The sequence below is a fragment of the Stenotrophomonas sp. 1L-E-5-B-C3 genome, from assembly GCF_057292075.1.
Map to the genome: position 1 here is coordinate 1 of NZ_JBXAWS010000034.1, position 16913 is coordinate 16913.

Annotated in this window: 14 protein-coding genes; 4 read left to right on the top strand and 10 right to left on the bottom strand. The window is 67.5% G+C overall.

Annotated elements, in window-relative coordinates; all coding sequences use genetic code 11:
- Nucleotides 1–279 precede the first annotated feature (279 nt).
- From AC0Z6F_RS22220 to pyrE, 8 genes are all read right to left on the bottom strand, one after another.
- Nucleotides 280–993 carry a response regulator transcription factor gene (locus tag AC0Z6F_RS22220; RefSeq protein WP_006387966.1) on the bottom strand — a complete coding sequence of 238 codons (714 nt, stop codon included), beginning with the start codon at nucleotides 991–993 and terminating at the stop codon, nucleotides 280–282.
- Nucleotides 974–3634 carry an ATP-binding protein gene (locus tag AC0Z6F_RS22225; protein WP_485618579.1) on the bottom strand — a complete coding sequence of 887 codons (2661 nt, stop codon included), beginning with the start codon at nucleotides 3632–3634 and terminating at the stop codon, nucleotides 974–976. The genes AC0Z6F_RS22220 and AC0Z6F_RS22225 overlap by 20 nt, the downstream gene beginning before the upstream one ends.
- A 51-nt stretch (nucleotides 3635–3685) precedes the next feature.
- On the bottom strand, nucleotides 3686–4336 hold the full coding sequence (gene kdpC, locus AC0Z6F_RS22230; RefSeq protein WP_065724210.1) for a potassium-transporting ATPase subunit KdpC: 651 nt from the start codon (nucleotides 4334–4336) through the stop codon (nucleotides 3686–3688).
- Nucleotides 4333–6390 (bottom strand): potassium-transporting ATPase subunit KdpB, encoded by a 2058-nt coding sequence (kdpB, locus tag AC0Z6F_RS22235; protein WP_485618577.1) that lies wholly within the window; start codon nucleotides 6388–6390, stop codon nucleotides 4333–4335. The genes kdpC and kdpB overlap by 4 nt, the downstream gene beginning before the upstream one ends.
- Nucleotides 6391–6400: 10 nt before the next feature.
- Nucleotides 6401–8110, bottom strand: coding sequence for a potassium-transporting ATPase subunit KdpA (gene kdpA / locus AC0Z6F_RS22240; protein ID WP_485618575.1), 1710 nt, complete (start codon nucleotides 8108–8110; stop codon nucleotides 6401–6403).
- A 12-nt stretch (nucleotides 8111–8122) separates the two neighbouring features.
- Entirely contained in the window at nucleotides 8123–8215 is a 93-nt protein-coding gene (locus tag AC0Z6F_RS22245) for a potassium-transporting ATPase subunit F (RefSeq protein WP_012509821.1), read from the bottom strand.
- A gap of 219 nt (nucleotides 8216–8434) precedes the next feature.
- Nucleotides 8435–9097: a hypothetical protein gene (locus AC0Z6F_RS22250; RefSeq protein ID WP_485618573.1), complete on the bottom strand. Its 663-nt coding sequence runs from the start codon at nucleotides 9095–9097 to the stop codon at nucleotides 8435–8437.
- A 19-nt stretch (nucleotides 9098–9116) separates the two neighbouring features.
- Nucleotides 9117–9776, bottom strand: a complete 660-nt coding sequence (pyrE, locus tag AC0Z6F_RS22255; RefSeq protein ID WP_032972564.1) for an orotate phosphoribosyltransferase — start codon at nucleotides 9774–9776, stop codon at nucleotides 9117–9119.
- A gap of 162 nt (nucleotides 9777–9938) precedes the next feature.
- On the opposite strand from pyrE, the gene AC0Z6F_RS22260 reads away from it, so the two are divergent.
- The 3 genes from AC0Z6F_RS22260 to AC0Z6F_RS22270 all read left to right on the top strand — a co-directional run bounded on the left by AC0Z6F_RS22260 (nucleotide 9939) and on the right by AC0Z6F_RS22270 (nucleotide 12349).
- On the top strand, nucleotides 9939–10739 hold the full coding sequence (locus tag AC0Z6F_RS22260; protein WP_006388246.1) for an exodeoxyribonuclease III: 801 nt from the start codon (nucleotides 9939–9941) through the stop codon (nucleotides 10737–10739).
- Nucleotides 10736–12040 carry an AmpG family muropeptide MFS transporter gene (locus AC0Z6F_RS22265; RefSeq protein ID WP_006388247.1) on the top strand — a complete coding sequence of 435 codons (1305 nt, stop codon included), beginning with the start codon at nucleotides 10736–10738 and terminating at the stop codon, nucleotides 12038–12040. The genes AC0Z6F_RS22260 and AC0Z6F_RS22265 overlap by 4 nt, the downstream gene beginning before the upstream one ends.
- A gap of 78 nt (nucleotides 12041–12118) precedes the next feature.
- Nucleotides 12119–12349, top strand: a complete 231-nt coding sequence (locus AC0Z6F_RS22270) for a hypothetical protein (protein ID WP_032972567.1) — start codon at nucleotides 12119–12121, stop codon at nucleotides 12347–12349.
- A 106-nt stretch (nucleotides 12350–12455) separates the two neighbouring features.
- Here AC0Z6F_RS22270 and AC0Z6F_RS22275 read toward each other — a convergent pair whose 3' ends face one another.
- Together AC0Z6F_RS22275 and AC0Z6F_RS22280 are read right to left on the bottom strand one after the other, a co-directional pair.
- Nucleotides 12456–13583 carry an anhydro-N-acetylmuramic acid kinase gene (locus AC0Z6F_RS22275; protein ID WP_100435673.1) on the bottom strand — a complete coding sequence of 376 codons (1128 nt, stop codon included), beginning with the start codon at nucleotides 13581–13583 and terminating at the stop codon, nucleotides 12456–12458.
- Nucleotides 13584–13647: 64 nt separating this feature from the next.
- Complete coding sequence (locus AC0Z6F_RS22280) at nucleotides 13648–15120, bottom strand: M23 family metallopeptidase (RefSeq protein ID WP_006388279.1); 1473 nt, start codon at nucleotides 15118–15120, stop codon at nucleotides 13648–13650.
- Between the two features lie 167 nt (nucleotides 15121–15287).
- Here AC0Z6F_RS22280 and tyrS point away from each other — a divergent pair, with 167 nt between their 5' ends.
- Complete coding sequence (gene tyrS / locus AC0Z6F_RS22285) at nucleotides 15288–16499, top strand: tyrosine--tRNA ligase (RefSeq protein WP_006388280.1); 1212 nt, start codon at nucleotides 15288–15290, stop codon at nucleotides 16497–16499.
- Nucleotides 16500–16913: the final 414 nt, after the last annotated feature.

Genomic DNA, 16913 nt, shown 5'->3' on the forward strand with positions numbered 1-16913 from the left:
TCAAACTGAAACTGAAAGGTCTCAGCCCGATAAAGTACCGGGAGCAGGCCCAATCGGCCGCCTGACCCCGTCCAAGTCTCGGGGGTCACTTCACCCTGGGGGCTTGGCCGCGGCATCCATGCCGCGGACACCCCCGCAACCGGACCCACCCCGCCTTCGACAGATTTCCGCGAGCTGTCGGAACGGCACGGGGTCGGATCCCGTTGCTGCGCAACGGGCTCTGACCTCAAGTGCCGATCAGGGTTGGCTCTGGTAGGTGTCGACCTTGGTCGACACGCCTCACCCCTTGAATCGCAACCCTACCCCCGGCTCCGTGAACAGGTAGCGCGAATCCAGCGCTGAATCGCCCAGCTTGTGCCGCAGCTTGCCGACCAGGATGCGCAGGTAATGAGTGTCGTGCTGGTGGGTCGGTCCCCAGATCTCCTGCAGGATCTGCGGCTGGGTCACCACCCGCCCGGCATTGCGCAGCAGCAGCGACAGCAACGCGTACTCCTTGCGGGTAAGCGCCACCGGCTCGCCATCCAGCGCCACTTCACGACGCACCAGGTCCACATGCAGGTGGCCATCGTCGAATACCGGCGGCGTGCCATCACTGGGCACGCTGCGCGTGCGCAGCAATGCCCGCACCCGCGCCATCAGTTCCTGCGTGCCGAACGGCTTGGTCACGTAGTCATTCGCGCCTGTATCCAGCGCGCGCACCTTCTCGGTTTCGCCGGCACGCACGGTCAGCATGATCACCGGCACCTGGCTCCACTGCCGAAGCTGTTCCAGTACCTCGTGGCCTTCCATGTCCGGCAGGCCGATATCGAGGATCACCAGATCCATGTCCTCGCTGGCGGCCAGCTGCAGGCCTTCCTGGCCGGTGGCGGCCTGTCGTACCTGGTAGCCCTGCGCGCGCAGGCTGATGTCCAGGAACCGGCGGATCTGGGTTTCATCATCGATCACCAGCACGCGCGCGGCCGGGACGCTGGCATCAATCGGGGTCGGACTCATCGTGGGAGGCTGGCTTGAGCAGGGGCAGGGTGATGCGGATCAGGGTACCGCGACCATCGCGTCCGGGCAGCGCCTGCACGCTGCCGCCATGCGCGCCGATCATGCCCTGGCAGATGGTCAGGCCCAGGCCGGTGCCATGGCGGCCACGGTCACCGCGTTCGACGCTGTAGAACATGTCGAAGATGCGCGCACGCTCGTCGTCGGGAATGCCGGGGCCGGCATCGATCATGTCGATGCGCAGCTGGCCGTCCAGCTCGCGCGCCTGTACCTGCACGGCGGCATCGGGCGGCGAGAACTTGGCCGCGTTCTCCATCACGTTGAACACCGCCTGTTCGACCAGCGCCGGATGCACCCAGATCGGCGCCAGCGTGGAAGGAATGTCGAGCTCCAGCCGCACCTTCGGCTGATAGCGCTGCAGGCGTCGCGCTGCCGAGCCGATCAGTTCGTCCACGCCGATCCAGTCGCGGTTGATCTTCAACCCTTCGTGGCCAAGCCGGGTCATGTCCAGCAGGTTCTGGATATAGCGGTCCAGCCGCTCGCCCTCGACCAGGATGGTGTCCAGCAGGGCGCGGCGATCGGCGGTGTCCATTGCCGCGCCATAGCTGGCCAGGCTGTCGGCCGAACCGATCATCGCCGCCAGTGGCGAGCGCAGGTCGTGCGACACCGAAGAGAGCAGGGCCGAGCGCAACCGCTCGGTCTCGTTGCTGACGTGCGCCTGTTCCAGTTCGGCCACCAGCCGTGTGCGAAGCGCGGCCTGGGCGATGTCATCGACCATTGCCTCGGCCAGCTGCCGTTGCTCGGGCAGCAGGCGCGCCTGCGCGCCGGGCAGGTACAGGCCGGCCACGCCAATGGCGCGGTCCTCGCCATCCAGCAGTGGCAGGAACCACCACTGCGCACCGGCCAGGGTATCGGTGAAGCGGCCGCTGGGCTGGCCATGGCGCAGCGCCCAGTCGGCGGCGGCCAGATCGGTGTCCCCCGGCTGGCTGCGACCACCGGCCGCGGTGTCTGTTCCAATGCGCAGCCACGCCGGAACGTCCATCGCCTGCTCCAGCGCCAGCCTGCCGGCCTGCGCGACCTCGCCATTGCCGGCCGCACTGGCGAGCTGACGGCCCAGCTGCTGGCGCGCACGCGCATGGCGGTTGGCTGCACGCAGCGCGATCACCTGCATGCGCAGGCGCGAGGCCAGCCGTCCGGCCACCAAGGCGGCGGCCAGGAACAGGAACACGGTGATCACGCCCTGGCGCGCACCAATGGCGAAGGTGAAGCGCGGCGCGATGAACAGGAAGTTGTAGGCGAGGAAACACAGGATCGCCGCCATCACCGCCACGCTGGCGCGCGTACGCGCGGCCACCACCACCACCGCCACGATGAACACCATCGACAGGTCGGCCATGCCGACCCAGCGCTCGGCCAGCCACGCCACTGCGCAGGCCAGTGCGGTGGCGATCAGCGCCTGCGCTGGCTCATGGCTGATACCGCGCACCGGTGGCAGCAGGCCCTCGCGGCGGGAACGCGCGCGCGCCTGCGGGGTGCTGATGATGGTGATCTCGTAATGCGCGCCGCGCTGGATCAGCTGCTGGGTCAGGGTGCGGTTGAACATCCGCGCCAGCGGACGTTCACGGGTCCTGCCCAGTACCAGGGTCGATACGCCGTTGTGCGCAGCATGGTCGAGCAGGGCATCGGCAATGCTCGAACCATGCAGCAGCTCGGCGTCGCCGCCCAGTCGTCGTGCCAGCGCGAACGCGGCATCGATCTCGCGCCGGGTCGCCTCGTCCTGGCGCCGGCCCTGCACGGTCACCACCGTCCACGGCGCGTCGCGGCGTTCGGCGATGCGTCGCGCCACCCGCACCAGGTATTCGCTCTGGCCGCCGCCATCAATGGCCACCAATACGCCACGCCGCAGCGGCAGGTTGCTCTCGCCGCGTGCCGCCCGTGCTTCGCGCAGGCTGCTGTCGACGCGGTCGGCCGCTTCCTGCATCGCAAGTTCGCGCAACGCGGTCAGGTTGGCTGGCGAGAAGAATGCCTGCAGGGCCTGCGCGGCCTGTTCGGGCACATAGACCTTGCCCTGCTGCAGGCGCGCGATCAGTTCGCGCGGCGGTAGGTCGACCAGCACGATGTCGTGCAGGCGGTCGAGCACGCCGTCCGGCACGGTCTCGCTCACGCGCACGCCGGTGATCCGCATCACCACATCGTTGAGGCTTTCCAGATGCTGGATGTTGACCGTGGTCCAGACGTCGATGCCGGCGTCCAGCAGCTCCATCACATCCTGCCAGCGCCGCTCGTGGCGGCTGCCCGGCGCATTGCGGTGGGCCAGTTCGTCCACCAGCACCAGCGCCGGATGCCGTGCGAGCACGGCATCCAGATCCATCTCCTGCAGCGAGTGGCCGTGGTAGGCCACTTCCTTCAGCGGCAACTGCGGCAGGCCTTCCAGCAGTGCCTGGGTATCGGCACGGCCATGGGTTTCGACCAGGCCCACAACCAGGTCGACACCGCGGCGCAGCTGTTCCTGCGCGCGGGTCAGCATGGTGTAGGTCTTGCCCACGCCCGGCGCCGCACCGAGGAACACGGTCAGCTTGCCGCCGGCTTCGCGTTGCAGGCCTTCGACCAGGGCATCGGCCTGGCGGGTACGCGCATCAGTCATGGGTGCCGCTGTCATGGCCGCCATTGTGCGCGCAGCCGGTGCAGGCCGGCATCACGGTGCCTTGGCCGCGTGGTCCAGTGCGAAGTTCAGCGTCACCACGTTCACCCGTGGCTGCCCGAACAGGCCCCACTGGCGACCTTCGGTGTGCGCCTGCACCAGAGCCTGCACCCGCTCCACCGGCAGGCCACGGGCACGCGCCACGCGCGCCACCTGCAGCTGTGCTGCCGCCGGCGACAGCTGCGGGTCCAGGCCACCGGCAGACTGGGTGACCAGGTCCGCAGGTACCTGCGCCGGGGCGACGCCTTCGCGCGCGGCGACCGCGGCAGTGCTGGCGGCAACACGTTCGGCCAGGGCCGGATTGCTGCGCGCCATGTTGGAACCGGCGGCGGCCATCGGGTCATAGTTGGCCGCCGACGGACGCGCCTGGAAATAGCCGTCGCCCGTGAACGGCTGCGACAGCCACGCCGAGCCGCGTACCTGGCCGTTGCCATCGCGCAGCAGGCTGCCCTCGGCCTGGGTCGGGTACGCCAGGCCGGCAAAACCGGTGGCGATACCGGCGTAGACCGCGCCAGCCAGCAGCAGTGTGGCCAGGCCCAGGCCGATGGCCGGGCGCCAGCTGGCACCATCCTGCAGGCTGGCCACGCGGGCCTCGGCCTTCTGTTCGCGCGGAAGGGAAGATGAAGTGGAAGCAGTACGGTTCATGCGCCGAATACCAGGACAAGAAGAAGGTCGATCGCCTTGATCGCTGCGAACGGCAGCAGCACGCCGCCGAGGCCGTACACCAGCATGTTCCGGCGCAGCAGCGCGGTTGCAGTGGCCGGGCGGAAGCGCACGCCACGCAGGGCGAGCGGGATCAGGGCGGGAATCACCAGGGCGTTGAAGATCAGCGCCGCCAGCACCGCATTGCGCGGGCTCGACAGCTGCATCACGTTCAATGCGGCCATGGTCGGCACGGCGGCGGCGAACAGCGCCGGCAGGATCGCGAAGTACTTGGAGACGTCGTTGGCCAGCGAGAAGGTGGTCAGCGCACCGCGGGTGATCAGCTGTTGCTTGCCCACTTCCACCACTGCCAGCAGCTTGGCCGGATCCGAATCGAGGTCGACCATGTTGCCGGCTTCCTTTGCCGCCTGCGTGCCGGAGTTCATTGCCAGGCCGATGTCGGCCTGGGCGAGCGCCGGTGCGTCGTTGGTGCCGTCGCCGACCATCGCCACCAGGCGGCCACCGGCCTGTTCCTGGCGGATGCGTGCCAGCTTGTCTTCCGGGCGGGCCTCGGCGATGTAGTCGTCGACACCGGCTTCGGCAGCGATTGCGGCGGCGGTCAGCGGGTTGTCGCCGGTGATCATCACCGTGCGGATACCCATCGCCCGCAGCTGCGCGAACTTCTCGCGCATGCCGTGCTTGACCACGTCCGACAGCTCGATCACGCCCAGCACGTGGCGACCTTCGGCCACCACCAGCGGGGTGGCGCCGTTGCGTGCGACCTGTTCGACGCGACCGGCCAGTTCAGCCGGCACGCTGCCGCCCAGCGCCTGCACGTGGGCACGGATCGCATCGGCGGCGCCCTTGCGGATCTGCCGCCCATGTTCCAGGTCCACACCGGACATGCGGGTCTGCGCACTGAAGGCCAGGTAGTCGGCATGGTCCGGCTCGGCGGTGGCGCAGCCCTGTTCGCGCGCCAGGCGCACGATCGACTTGCCTTCCGGGGTCGGGTCGGCCAGCGAAGAAAGCAGCGCCGCTTCGCGCAGCTGGCTGGCGTCGATGCCGGCCAGCGGGTGGAAATGGCTGGCCTGGCGGTCGCCGTAGGTGATGGTGCCTGTCTTGTCCAGCAGCAGCACGTCGACGTCGCCGGCCACTTCCACCGCCTTGCCCGACTTGGCCAGCACGTTGGCCGCCAGCGCACGGTTCATGCCGGCGATGCCGATGGCCGGCAGCAGGCCGCCGATGGTGGTCGGGATCAGGCACACCAGCAGCGCGATCAGCAGCAGCGGGTCGACCTTGACGCCGACCGAGGCACCAATGGCCGGCAGCGTTGCCACCACCACCAGGAAGGTCAGCGTCATCGCCGCCAGCAGCAGGGTCAGCGCGATCTCGTTTGGAGTCTTCTGGCGGTTGGCGCCTTCCACCAGCGCGATCATCCGGTCCAGGAAGCTGTGGCCCGGTTCGGCGGTCACCCGCACGATGATCTGGTCGGACAGCACCTTGGTGCCGCCGATCACGCCGGAGCGGTCGGTACCGGCCTCGCGCAGCACCGGCGCCGATTCGCCGGTCACCGCGGCTTCGTTGATGGTGGCCAGGCCCTGCACGATCTCGCCATCGGCCGGCACCAGCTCACCGGCGCTGACGATCACGTGGTCGCCCGGGCGCAGTTCGGCGGCCGGCACCTGGGTTTCGGCGGCACCCGGCTGCGGTGCCGCCAGCCGGCGCGCCACCAGGTCCTGGCGGGCACGCCGCAGCGACGCGGCCTGGCCACGGCCACGCGCTTCGGCCACGGCTTCGGCGAAGTTGCCGAACAGCACGGTCACCAGCAGGATCGCGGTCACCGCCAGGCCGAAGCCCAGCGGCGCATTGCCGGTCAGGGTGACGATCGCGGCGACGATCGTGCCGGCCATCACCACCGCCATCACCGGGCTGCGCACCAGATGCATCGGCGACAGCTTGAGAACCGCTTCGATCAGCGCACGGCGCAGGCCGGCGCCATCAAGCAGGGCAGGGCGCGGTGCATGGGTACTACGGGTTGAACTTGCTTGGGTACTCATCAGGGTGTCCTTAGTGCAGTCCCAGGCTCAGGTGGTCGGCGATCGGGCCGAGTACCAGCGCCGGCATGAACTGCAGCACGGTCAGGATGACGATCACCGAGACCAGGGTCAGGGCGAAGGTCGGGGTTTCGATCTGCAGGCTGCCGGCAGACTCCGGCGACTGGCGCTTGGCGGCCAGCTGTGCGGCCACCACCAGCGGAATGATCAGCAGCGGGAAGCGGCCCAGCAGCAGCACCAGCGAGCAGCTCAGGTTCCACCACAGCGTGGCGTCGCCCAGTCCTTCGAAGCCCGAGCCGTTGTTGGCGTAGGCCGAGACATACTCGTAGAAGACCTGGCTGATGCCATGGAAACCGGGGTTGGAGGTGCCGGCCAGGCCGGGCACGGCCAGGGTGATTGCGGTGAACACCAGCAGGGTGATCGGCTGCAGCAGCACCAGCAGGGCCAGCAGGCGTACCTGTGGCGTCTCCAGCTTGCGGCCGAACAGTTCCGGCGTACGCCCGGTCATCAACCCGGCCAGGAACACGCCCAGCAGCAGGTACACGATGAACTGCTGCAGGCCGCAGCCGATACCGCCCCAGATCGCGCTGACCAGCATGTTGACCATCGCCAGGCCGCCACTCAGCGGGCTCAGCGAGTCGTGCATGCCGTTCACCGAACCGTTGGAGACCTGGGTGGTCACCGCCGCCCACAGCGCGGTGCCATCGGCGCCGAAGCGTACCTCCTTGCCTTCCATCAGCAGCGGCGTGGCGGCGCTGGGGCTGTGGCCCTCGCTCCACACCATGGCGCCGGTGGACAGCAGCGACATGCCGAGCATGCAGCTGAACACCAGGACGCCGAAGCGGCGTCGGCCGGTGAATGCGCCGATCATGAAGATCACTGACATCGGCACCAGCAGGATGCCAAGGATTTCCAACGCATTCGAAACCGGCGTCGGGTTCTCCAGCGGGAAGCTGCTGTTCGGGCCGTACCAGCCACCGCCGTTGGCACCGAGCTGCTTGACTGCGACCATCGCCGCCACCGGGCCCAGCGGCAGTTTCTGTTCGGCCATGCCGGCACTGGCGTCGATCGGCGTGGCCTGCGGGCCACCGGCCATCGTCGACGGCACGCCCTGGCTGGTCAGCAGCAACGTCCACACCAGGCACAGCGGCAACAGGAAGCGCACGCACAGGCGCACCACGTCCACGTAGTAGTTGCCCACCGCCACCTGGCGGTCATCACCGGCACCACTGGCCGCTGCAGCCTGCGGCGAACGCGCGAACAACGCGCGCAGTGTGGCCACCGCCAGTGCCAGGCCCATCATCGGCGTCACCACCTGCAGGCCGGTGATGCCGGTCATCTGCGAGAGGTAGGACAGCTGCGCCTGGCCCGAATAGTGCTGCTGGTTGGTGTTGGTCAGGAACGAGATCATCGTGTGCAGCGCGGTGTCCCAGCGCATGTTCGGGATCTGGTCCGGATTCAGCGGCAGCCAGGCCTGGGTCATGAACACCGCCTGGGTCAGCACCGCCACCACCACGTTGCTCAGCACGAAGGCCAGCACGTAGCCGCGCCAGGACATCGAGCGCGACGGGTCGACGCCGAACACCCTGTACAGCGGTTTCTCGATCCAGTGGAACAACACGTCGACCTTCATCGGCGCGCCACGCATCACGCGCGCCAGATACAGACCCAACGGCCAGGCCAGCAGCAGGCTGGCGGCAAGAATGACAATAATCTCAGTCATGGCAGTCTCCGCTCAGAACGACTCGGGCCGCAGCACGACATAAAGAAGATAGGCGGCGGCGACCAGCACCACGACGCCACACAACAACGACAGCCAGGGGGACATTGCATTAGCGTCCTGGTGGAACCCCTCCACCTCAGGCCGTCATCGTCGTCCTGCCCCCCATAAACGCACTACGCGCCGGACCGGGCCGACGCGTAAAGAGTGCATAAATTCCGTGGGCCAATCCGTAACCAGCCCCACCTGCTGTAAAGCCGAGCCCATGCTCGGCTGCTCTTTCCCGAGATCACGCGGAGCCGAGCGTGGGCTCGGCTCTACCGGGAATCAGCGGGCCTGATCTGCTGGCACCAGCCCCTTCAGCTCGCGATAGCGCTGCAGGCTGCTGTCGATCTCGGCCTTCAATGCCTGCTGCTGCTGCAGGAATCCTGCCTGCAGGCGCTGCTGCGCCTGCAACTGCACATGCCGTTGGCGGATCGCCTCGGCCTGCTTGTCGGCCACCTTGCCGCCGGCCAGCTCACGGTCACCGGCGGCCGACAGCAGCGCCACCAGCGACTCGCGCAGGCTGGTGACGTTGTACTCGGCGGTCTTCAGGTTGTTGTCCAGCACTTCCTGGCGCTCGGTGAACACCCGGCGCAGGTCGTCCTCGCTGCCATAGGTGGACAGCATCGCCTGCTCGGTACGCTGGCGGGTCTGGGTGGCCATCAGGTCCAGCTGTTGCTGCTGCGCCACGGTGCTGGCGGCAGCGCGCTCCTCGTCGGTCAACGCGCGCTGGACCTGCGCGTTGCGCAGGCCACTCTTCGCGTTGAACTCTTCGCGGGCATGGTTGACCGCATCGGCCGGCAGCGAATCACTGCAGATCCGCTCCTTGCCCTCGTTCCAGCAGTACAGCTTCTTTTCCGCCTTGCCGCTGTCGCGCGACTGCGCCGGCAGGGTGAACGGCAGGGCCAGCAGCAGGCCGGCGAAGAGAACAGCAGGAACTCGGGACATGACCTTTCCCCTGGGTCGGTCAGCGGATCGAACGGACGCCGTACTGGGCCCGGTAGGCCTCCAGCGGCTGCCGGTAACCGACAAGTTCCGGGTTGCCGGAGGCGAAATCAAGCAGGTCGGCCAGCGTCGCCACGGCGATCACCGGGATGCCAGCCTCTTCGGCCACGGCTTGTGCGGCGGAGCGATGGTCGGTGTCCGAGGCGATCTCCTGGCGGTCCAGCGCGACCACGATGCCGGCCGGGATGCCACCGGCGTCGCGGATGATGCCCAGCGCTTCGCGGATCGCAGTGCCAGCGGTGATCACGTCATCGACGATCAGCACGCGCTTGCCATTCATGTCGGCACCGATCAGCTGGCCGCCTTCGCCATGGGCCTTGGCTTCCTTGCGGTTGAACGACAGCGGCAGGTCGCGGCCACGCTGGGCCAGCTCGCAGGCCATCGCGGTGGCCAGCGGAATGCCCTTGTAGGCCGGGCCGAACACCACGTCGTACTTGATCCCGGTGGCGTCGATGGCGTCGGAATAGCACGCGCCCAGCTGCGACAGCAGGGAGCCGGAGTCGAAGCGACCGGCATTGAAGAAATAGGGGCTCAGCCGGCCGGACTTGAGGGTGAACTGGCCGAAGCGGAGGGCATCGGCGGTCAGGGCCAGCTGCAGGAAACGGTGACGGTGGTCGCTCATCAAAACTCGATTCATCTTCATTTGGAGCACAAATCCTAATCCAGCTGGGCGTTTCGCGCTCGTCCAGCACCTTGTGAAGGGTGCCCGGGCGGTGCCGGGCGGACTGCGCAGCCCGGCAGGCAACCGGTATGCTTGCCCGGTTTCCCGCCGCAGGTCCCCCGCATGCGCATCATCAGTTTCAACGCCAATGGCATCCGTTCCGCCGCGACCAAGGGCTTCCTCGACTGGTTCCGTGCCCAGGACGCCGACGTCCTGTGCATCCAGGAGACCAAGGCCCAGGAAGACCAGCTGACCGACCCGATGTTCCGCCCGGACGGCCACCACTGCTTCTACCGCGACGCGATCACCAAGAAGGGCTACAGCGGCGTGGCGATCTACAGCAAGCGCGAGCCGGACCAGGTCATCACCTCGCTGGGCTGGGCCCCGTTCGACGACGAAGGCCGCTACATCGAGGCGCGCTACGGCAATCTCAGCGTGGTCTCCTTCTATATCCCGTCCGGCAGCTCGGGCGACCTGCGCCAGGGCTTCAAGTTCGAAGTGATGGAATGGCTGCGGCCGATCCTCGAAGAGTGGGCGCGCAGCGGCCGCGACTACGTGCTGTGCGGCGACTGGAACATCGTGCGTTCGGCGCTGGACATCAAGAACTGGAAGTCCAACCAGAAGAACTCCGGCTGCCTGCCGGAAGAGCGTGACTGGCTCAACGCGCTGTGCGCCGACCATGGCCAGGCCACCGATGTCGCCACCGGCCGCGGCTGGGCCGACGCCTACCGCCTGCTCAATCCCACCGGCGAGGATTACACCTGGTGGAGCAACCGTGGCGCCGCCCGTGCCAACAATGTCGGTTGGCGCATCGACTACCAGTTCATCACCCCGGGCCTGCGTGACCGCCTGCGCAGCTGCTCGATCTATCGCGATGAGCGCTTCTCCGACCACGCTCCGTTCATCGTGGACTACGACCTGTGACCGAGGCTGCCAAGCCGGTCAGCTACAAGGGTTGGGCAGGAATCAAGCGCGCCTTCGGCACACCGTCGGCGCTGACCATGGCCATGCTGGGCTTCGGCAGTGGCCTGCCGTTCCTGCTGATCGCCTCGCAGACCCTGTCCACGCGCCTGCGTGACGTTGGCCTGGATCTGGGCAGCATTGGCCTGATCAGCCTGGCCAGTTTCTTCTACCTGCTCAAGTTCCTGTGGGCGCCGCTGCTGGACCGCTACGCCTTCCCGTTGCTGGGCGGGCTTGGCCGCCGCCGCTCATGGTTGCTGGTATCGCAGGTGATGGTGCTGGTCGGCCTGGTCGCGCTGGCCTTCGTGCGGCCCGAGCAGGGGGTCTGGCCGCTGGTGATGTGGGTGCTGGTGGCGTCATTTGCTGGTGCCACCCAGGACTCGGCAGTTGATGCCTACCGCATCGAGATCGCGCCACAGGCGGCCCAGGCGGCGCTTGCGGCCACCTACACGCTGGGCTATCGAATCGGCCTGATCCTGGCAGGGGCAGGCGCGTTGTACCTGGCCCAGTTCGAAGGCTGGATCATCGCCTATCTGGCCATGGCGGCGCTGATGCTGCTGCCGATCATCACCACCCTGCTGTGTGCCGAACCAGAGCGTCCGGCCACGGCCGTGCAGCGTCGCATCGATGTTGCCGAGGCTTTCGTCCAGCCGATCAGCAGCTTCTTCACCCGCAACGGCGTGGCGTTGGCGTTTGCGCTGCTGGCCTTTGTCGGCTTCTTCAAGTTCCCCGACCAGGTCATTGGTGTGATGGCGGGGCCGTTCTACCTCGACTCCGGATTCGACAAGGCGGACATCGCCACGGTCTCCAAGCTGTTCGGCGTGTGGATGGGGATTGCCGGCGCCTTCCTGGGTGGCATCGCGGTGGCGGCGTTCGGCTTCCGTCGCATGTTGCTGGTGGCGGCGCTGGGGGTGGCCTTGTCCAACCTGGCCTTCCTGCTGATGGCGCACAATCCAGGCAAGCTGTGGGCGTTCTATGCCGCGCTCAGTGCCGACAATCTGTTCCAGGGCTTTGCCGGCACCGTGCTGGTGGCCTTCATGTCGTCGCTGACCGACCGCAATTTCACTGCCACCCAGTACGCGCTGCTGGTCTCGCTGGCCAACCTGCCGGGCAAGTTCGTCGGCGGCGTGTCCGGCTACATTGTCGAGGCCACGTCCTACAGCACGTTCTTCATCCTCAGCTCGGTAACGGTGGTGCCGACCCTGCTGCTGCTGGTCTGGCTGTGGCCGCGCATCGCCGACCGCGGGCCGCCACCGGTCGCCTGATTGCCTGACCGCCCGGTCTGCGGGATCATCGCCCCCGACGCGCCGAGGGGGCGGTGCCTTGCGAACGGGGAAGTGAGCATGGCCGACGTTGTGCTGCGGGACCTGGACCCGCTGTTGCTGGAACGCATCCGACGGGTCGCGGTCGCTCGCGGCTGGACCCACGAACAGACCTGCGAGGCCTTGCTGGAGCAGGGCTTGTTCAGCAGTGAACTGGAAGTCCGTTCCGGCTTCGGTGATCCCGAAGTGGATGCGCTCTCCGATGCCATCGCCGCCCTGCAGGCCCTGCCCGCAGGGCAGGGCTTCGACTGACCTGACACCTGGTCGCGGCGATACCTGCCCGCCGGGCATGGTCCGTCGCTACCGGGATGCTGCCGACGGGGTAGCGCCGGGCCATGCCCGGCGGATGTAGCCCCGCTCAGGCCAGGTGGATCGCGCCCAGGATCCGCGGGCCCTTCGCCCCGGTCACGCTCGGCAGGTTGCCGGCCAGCCCGTCCATCGTCCGCTGTGCCAGCCACGCAAAGCCCATCGCCTCCACGTACTCCGGGTCCAACCCGTGCACCGCACTGGACTCCACCTGCACCCCCGGCAGCCGCGCCGCAAGTCGCCGCATCAGCTGGGTATTGCGCACGCCGCCGCCACATACCAGCAGTCGCCGTGTCTGTGGCTGCTGCGCCAGCAGTGCATCGACCACCGTCGCCACGGTCAGCTCCAGCAGGGTGGCCTGCACATCGGCGGCGGCGTACTGGCCTTCGCCCATGTGCGCCTCGGCCCAGGCCAGGTGGAACTGCTCGCGGCCGGTGCTCTTCGGCGGCGGCAGCGCGAACCACGGATCCGAGCGCCAACCCGCCAGCAGGCCCTCGTCCACCGCGCCACTGGCCGCATACGCGCCATCGGCGTCGAAGGTGCGGCCGGTGTGGCGCTGGCACCAGGCATCCATCAGCGCGTTGGCCGGGCCGGTATCGAAGCCACGTACCGCGCCCTCGCGCGGGATCAGGGTCAGGTTGGCGATGCCGCCCAGGTTCAGCACGGCGCGGTCTTCATCGGCAGTGCCCAGCATGCCCAGATGGAATGCCGGCATCAGCGGCGCACCATGGCCTCCGGCTGCCACGTCGCGGCGGCGGAAATCACACACCGTGGTGATCCCGGTCAGCTCGGCGATGCGGTTGCCGTCGCCCAGCTGCACGGTGAACGCCGGGTCGGCCAGTGGCCGGTGGCGCACGGTCTGCCCATGCGAGCCGATCGCGCGCACCTGGCTGCGGTCCACGCCAGCCTCGGCCAGCAGCTGGTTGGCCGCCTCGGCAAAACGGATCGCAATCCGCGCGTCCAGTTCGCCGAGCTCTTCCAACGAATCCAGCGGCCCGCCTTCGCCCAGCGCCACCAGCCGCGCGCGCAGCACCGGCTCCCAGCGGGCGGTCAGCCCATGCACGAAGCGGCAGCCACCACTGGCGGGGAACTGCACCAGTGCGGCATCGATGCCGTCGGCGCTGGTGCCCGACATCAGGCCAAGGTACAGGGGGGCGTCGCTGTCGGCAGTCGTGTTCATGGCAGGCATAAAAAAAGGACGCGGCAAGCTTGGGCTGCCGCGTCCTCCTTCGTCAACGCAGGGCTCAGCCGCGCTTGCGGCCGTTGCCCGGCTTGTCCTTGGCACTGGCCACTTCAGGCGCGGCCTCGTCGCGGCTGGTCGGCGCCGGGCTGGCGTCGGCGTAGATCAGCTTCTCCATGCCCTGGATGCGGGCCATCGCCGGCGCGGTCTGCGCACGGAAGGCGACCAGCTCGGCACCCTTCAGCGGCTCCGGCGGCGGCATGGTCACGGTCAGCGGGTTGCGATGCTCGCCGTTGACGCGGAATTCGTAGTGCAGGTGCGGGCCGGTCGCCAGGCCGGTCGAGCCGACATAGCCGATCACCGTGCCCTGCGCCACGCGCTGGCCGGTGCGGATGCTCGCAAAGCGCGACATGTGGCCGTACAGGGTGGTGTGGCCGCGGCCGTGGTCGAGGATCACCACGTTGCCGTAACCACGCTGCACGCCGGCGAACTGCACACGGGCATCGCCGGCGGCCATGATCGGAGTACCGGTGCGCGCGGCGTAGTCCACGCCCTTGTGCATGCGCATCTTGCCCAGCACCGGGTGCTTGCGCGCACCGAAGGTGGAGCTCAGCCGCGCGAACGGGATCGGCATGCGGATGAAGCTCTTCTTCAGCGAACGGCCGTTGATGTCGTAGTACTCGGCCTTGCCGTTGCGGTCGAAGCGGAAGCCGGAATAGGTCTTGCCGCCGGTGGTGAAGGTCGCCGCCAGGATCTTGCTGGTGTCCACCTTCTCGCCTTCGCGCCAGGTTTCATCCATCACCACGCTGAAGCGGTCGCCCGGCTGCAGGTCCTTCGAGAAGTCGATGTCGTACTTGAAGATGTCGTCGGTCATCGTCGCGATCGCCGACGGAGACAGCCCGGCGCGGCGGGCCGCGGCGTACAGCGAGCTGGTGATCTCGCCGCTGGTGACCACGGTGCGCGTGGAGGTCTCGCGTTTGGTCACCTTTTCCTTGATGTCGTCGCCGGACAGGCTCAGTTCCACCCGGTTGTCGGCATCGCGGTCGAAGCGGATGCTGCGCAGGTCACCGGACAGCGGCATGTCGAACGCGATCTCGGCACCCGGCCGCAGCTTGGTCAGCGCCTCGCGCGCACCCGGGTGGTCCAGTACCCGGTGCAGGGTGGTAGCCGGGATGCCGGCCTTGTCGAACAGGTCGCTCAGGGTCTGGCCGCGCTGCACGCGCAGCACCTGCCAGCTGTCACCGGGTACCTGCTGCTGGCGGGCCATGGTCAGCGGCGGCAACGGCAGCGCCAGGCTGGTGTGGCTGTCGGCGAAGGGCGCGTCGATGGTGTGCGAGAAGCCGGGGACGATCGTCGCCACCAGGGCGCCGATGGTCGCGAACAGGCTGGCATGCATCCAATGGCGGCGGGTCCAGCGCTCATTGAAGGCGGCGGGAAGATGTTGCCTGAGCTTCCGATGCAGGGCGTTGTCGTGCAGGACGTGGAGGCGTTCCTGGAAGCGCTGCTTGCGTGCGCGCCCTTGTTCGGAATTGTGCATCGGCGGTTTTTTCCTGGCAGCCCGGGAGCGCGGGCCTGATCGCCGGTTACCATAGACACCTGAGAAAACGGCGTCAAACCCTTGTGCCCATTGGCTTTTGTGAAGCCAATCGGGTTAACTTTGCTTTAACACCCCACACAAGAATCGGCGTTGCCGGGAGTAGTCACGTGTCCTCGATTGAAGAAGCCCTTGCCCTGATCGGCCGTGGTGCCGACGAGATCCTCAAGCTCGAGGATCTGCGTGCGCGCCTGCAGGAAGGCCGCCCGCTGCGGATCAAGGCCGGCTTCGACCCCACCGCGCCCGACCTGCACCTGGGCCATACGGTGCTGCTGAACAAGATGCGCCAGTTCCAGGACCTCGGCCATCAGGTCATTTTCCTGATCGGCGACTTCACCGGCATGATCGGCGACCCGTCCGGCAAGAGCCTGACCCGCAAGCCGCTCAGCAAGGACGACGTGCTGGCCAATGCCCGTACCTATGAAGAGCAGGTGTTCAAGGTGCTGGACCGCAGCCGTACCGAAGTCCGCTTCAACTCGGAGTGGTTCGGCAAGATGGGCGCGGCCGACATGATCCGCCTGGCCGGCCAGCACACCGTGGCGCGCATGCTCGAGCGCGACGATTTCGCCAAGCGCTACGCCGCCCAGCAGTCCATCGCCATCCACGAGTTCCTGTACCCGCTGGTGCAGGGCTACGACTCGGTGGCCCTGGAAGCGGACGTCGAGCTCGGCGGTACCGACCAGAAGTTCAACCTGCTGATGGGCCGCGGCCTGCAGGAGCACCACGGCCAGAAGCCGCAGGTGGTGCTGACCATGCCGCTGCTGGAAGGCCTGGATGGCGTCAACAAGATGTCCAAGTCGCTGGGCAACTACATTGGTATCAGCGAGCCGGCCATCGACATCGTCACCAAGACCATGAAGGTGGACGACACCCTGATGTGGCGCTGGATCGAGCTGCTGTCCTTCGACATCAGCCAGGCCGAAGCCGTGCAGCTGCGCGAGCAGGTGGCCAATGGCGGCCTGAACCCGCGCGTGGTCAAGCTGCGCCTGGCGCGTGAACTGGCGACCCGCTTCCATGACGCCGCAGCGGCCGAACAGGCGGTTGCCGGTTGGGAGGCGGCGGTGACCGGGCAGGGCGACATCACCCAGCTGCCGCTGCAGGACGTGGCGATCCCGGCCGAAGGCCTGCGCATCGCCGCGCTGCTGACGGCGGCCGGCCTGACCCCGAGCAACTCCGAAGCCAACCGCAAGCTCAAGGAGCGTGCGGTCAAGGTGGACGGTGAAGTGGTGGAAGACGGCCAGCAGGTGCTGCAGCCGGGCTTCGAAGGCCTGCTGCAGGTCGGCAAGCGCACCTTCGCCCGCGTGCGCCTGGTCGCTGCCTGAGACAAAGGAAGGGCCGGCGCCAGCCGGCCCTTCCTTATGCTCTTGTAGAGCCAAGCCCACGCTTGGCTGCGCTTCGCGGGGTCCTCCCGCAGCGCGATGGATGAACGAATGCAACATCCAGCAAAAAAAGTTGCCACACCCCCTTCACAAATGACGGGAATGGGGACATACTTCTCCTCCCCCGTCGCAGGGGGCGTCATCAAGGCGCTTCAGCGACAACAGGGTGCCCACCACCGCCGAACGAGATGATCGAACGAAGGTGTTGACGGACTGAAAAAGTCTGGCATAATGGGCGGCTCGCTACGAAGGAAACTTCGCGGCACACGGGAATGGCGCTGAGGCCACTTCCCCGGATCTTTGAAAGTATGCGCAGGTATCTTGTGAAGGCGCCTGCAGGAAGGATGATTGTCCATC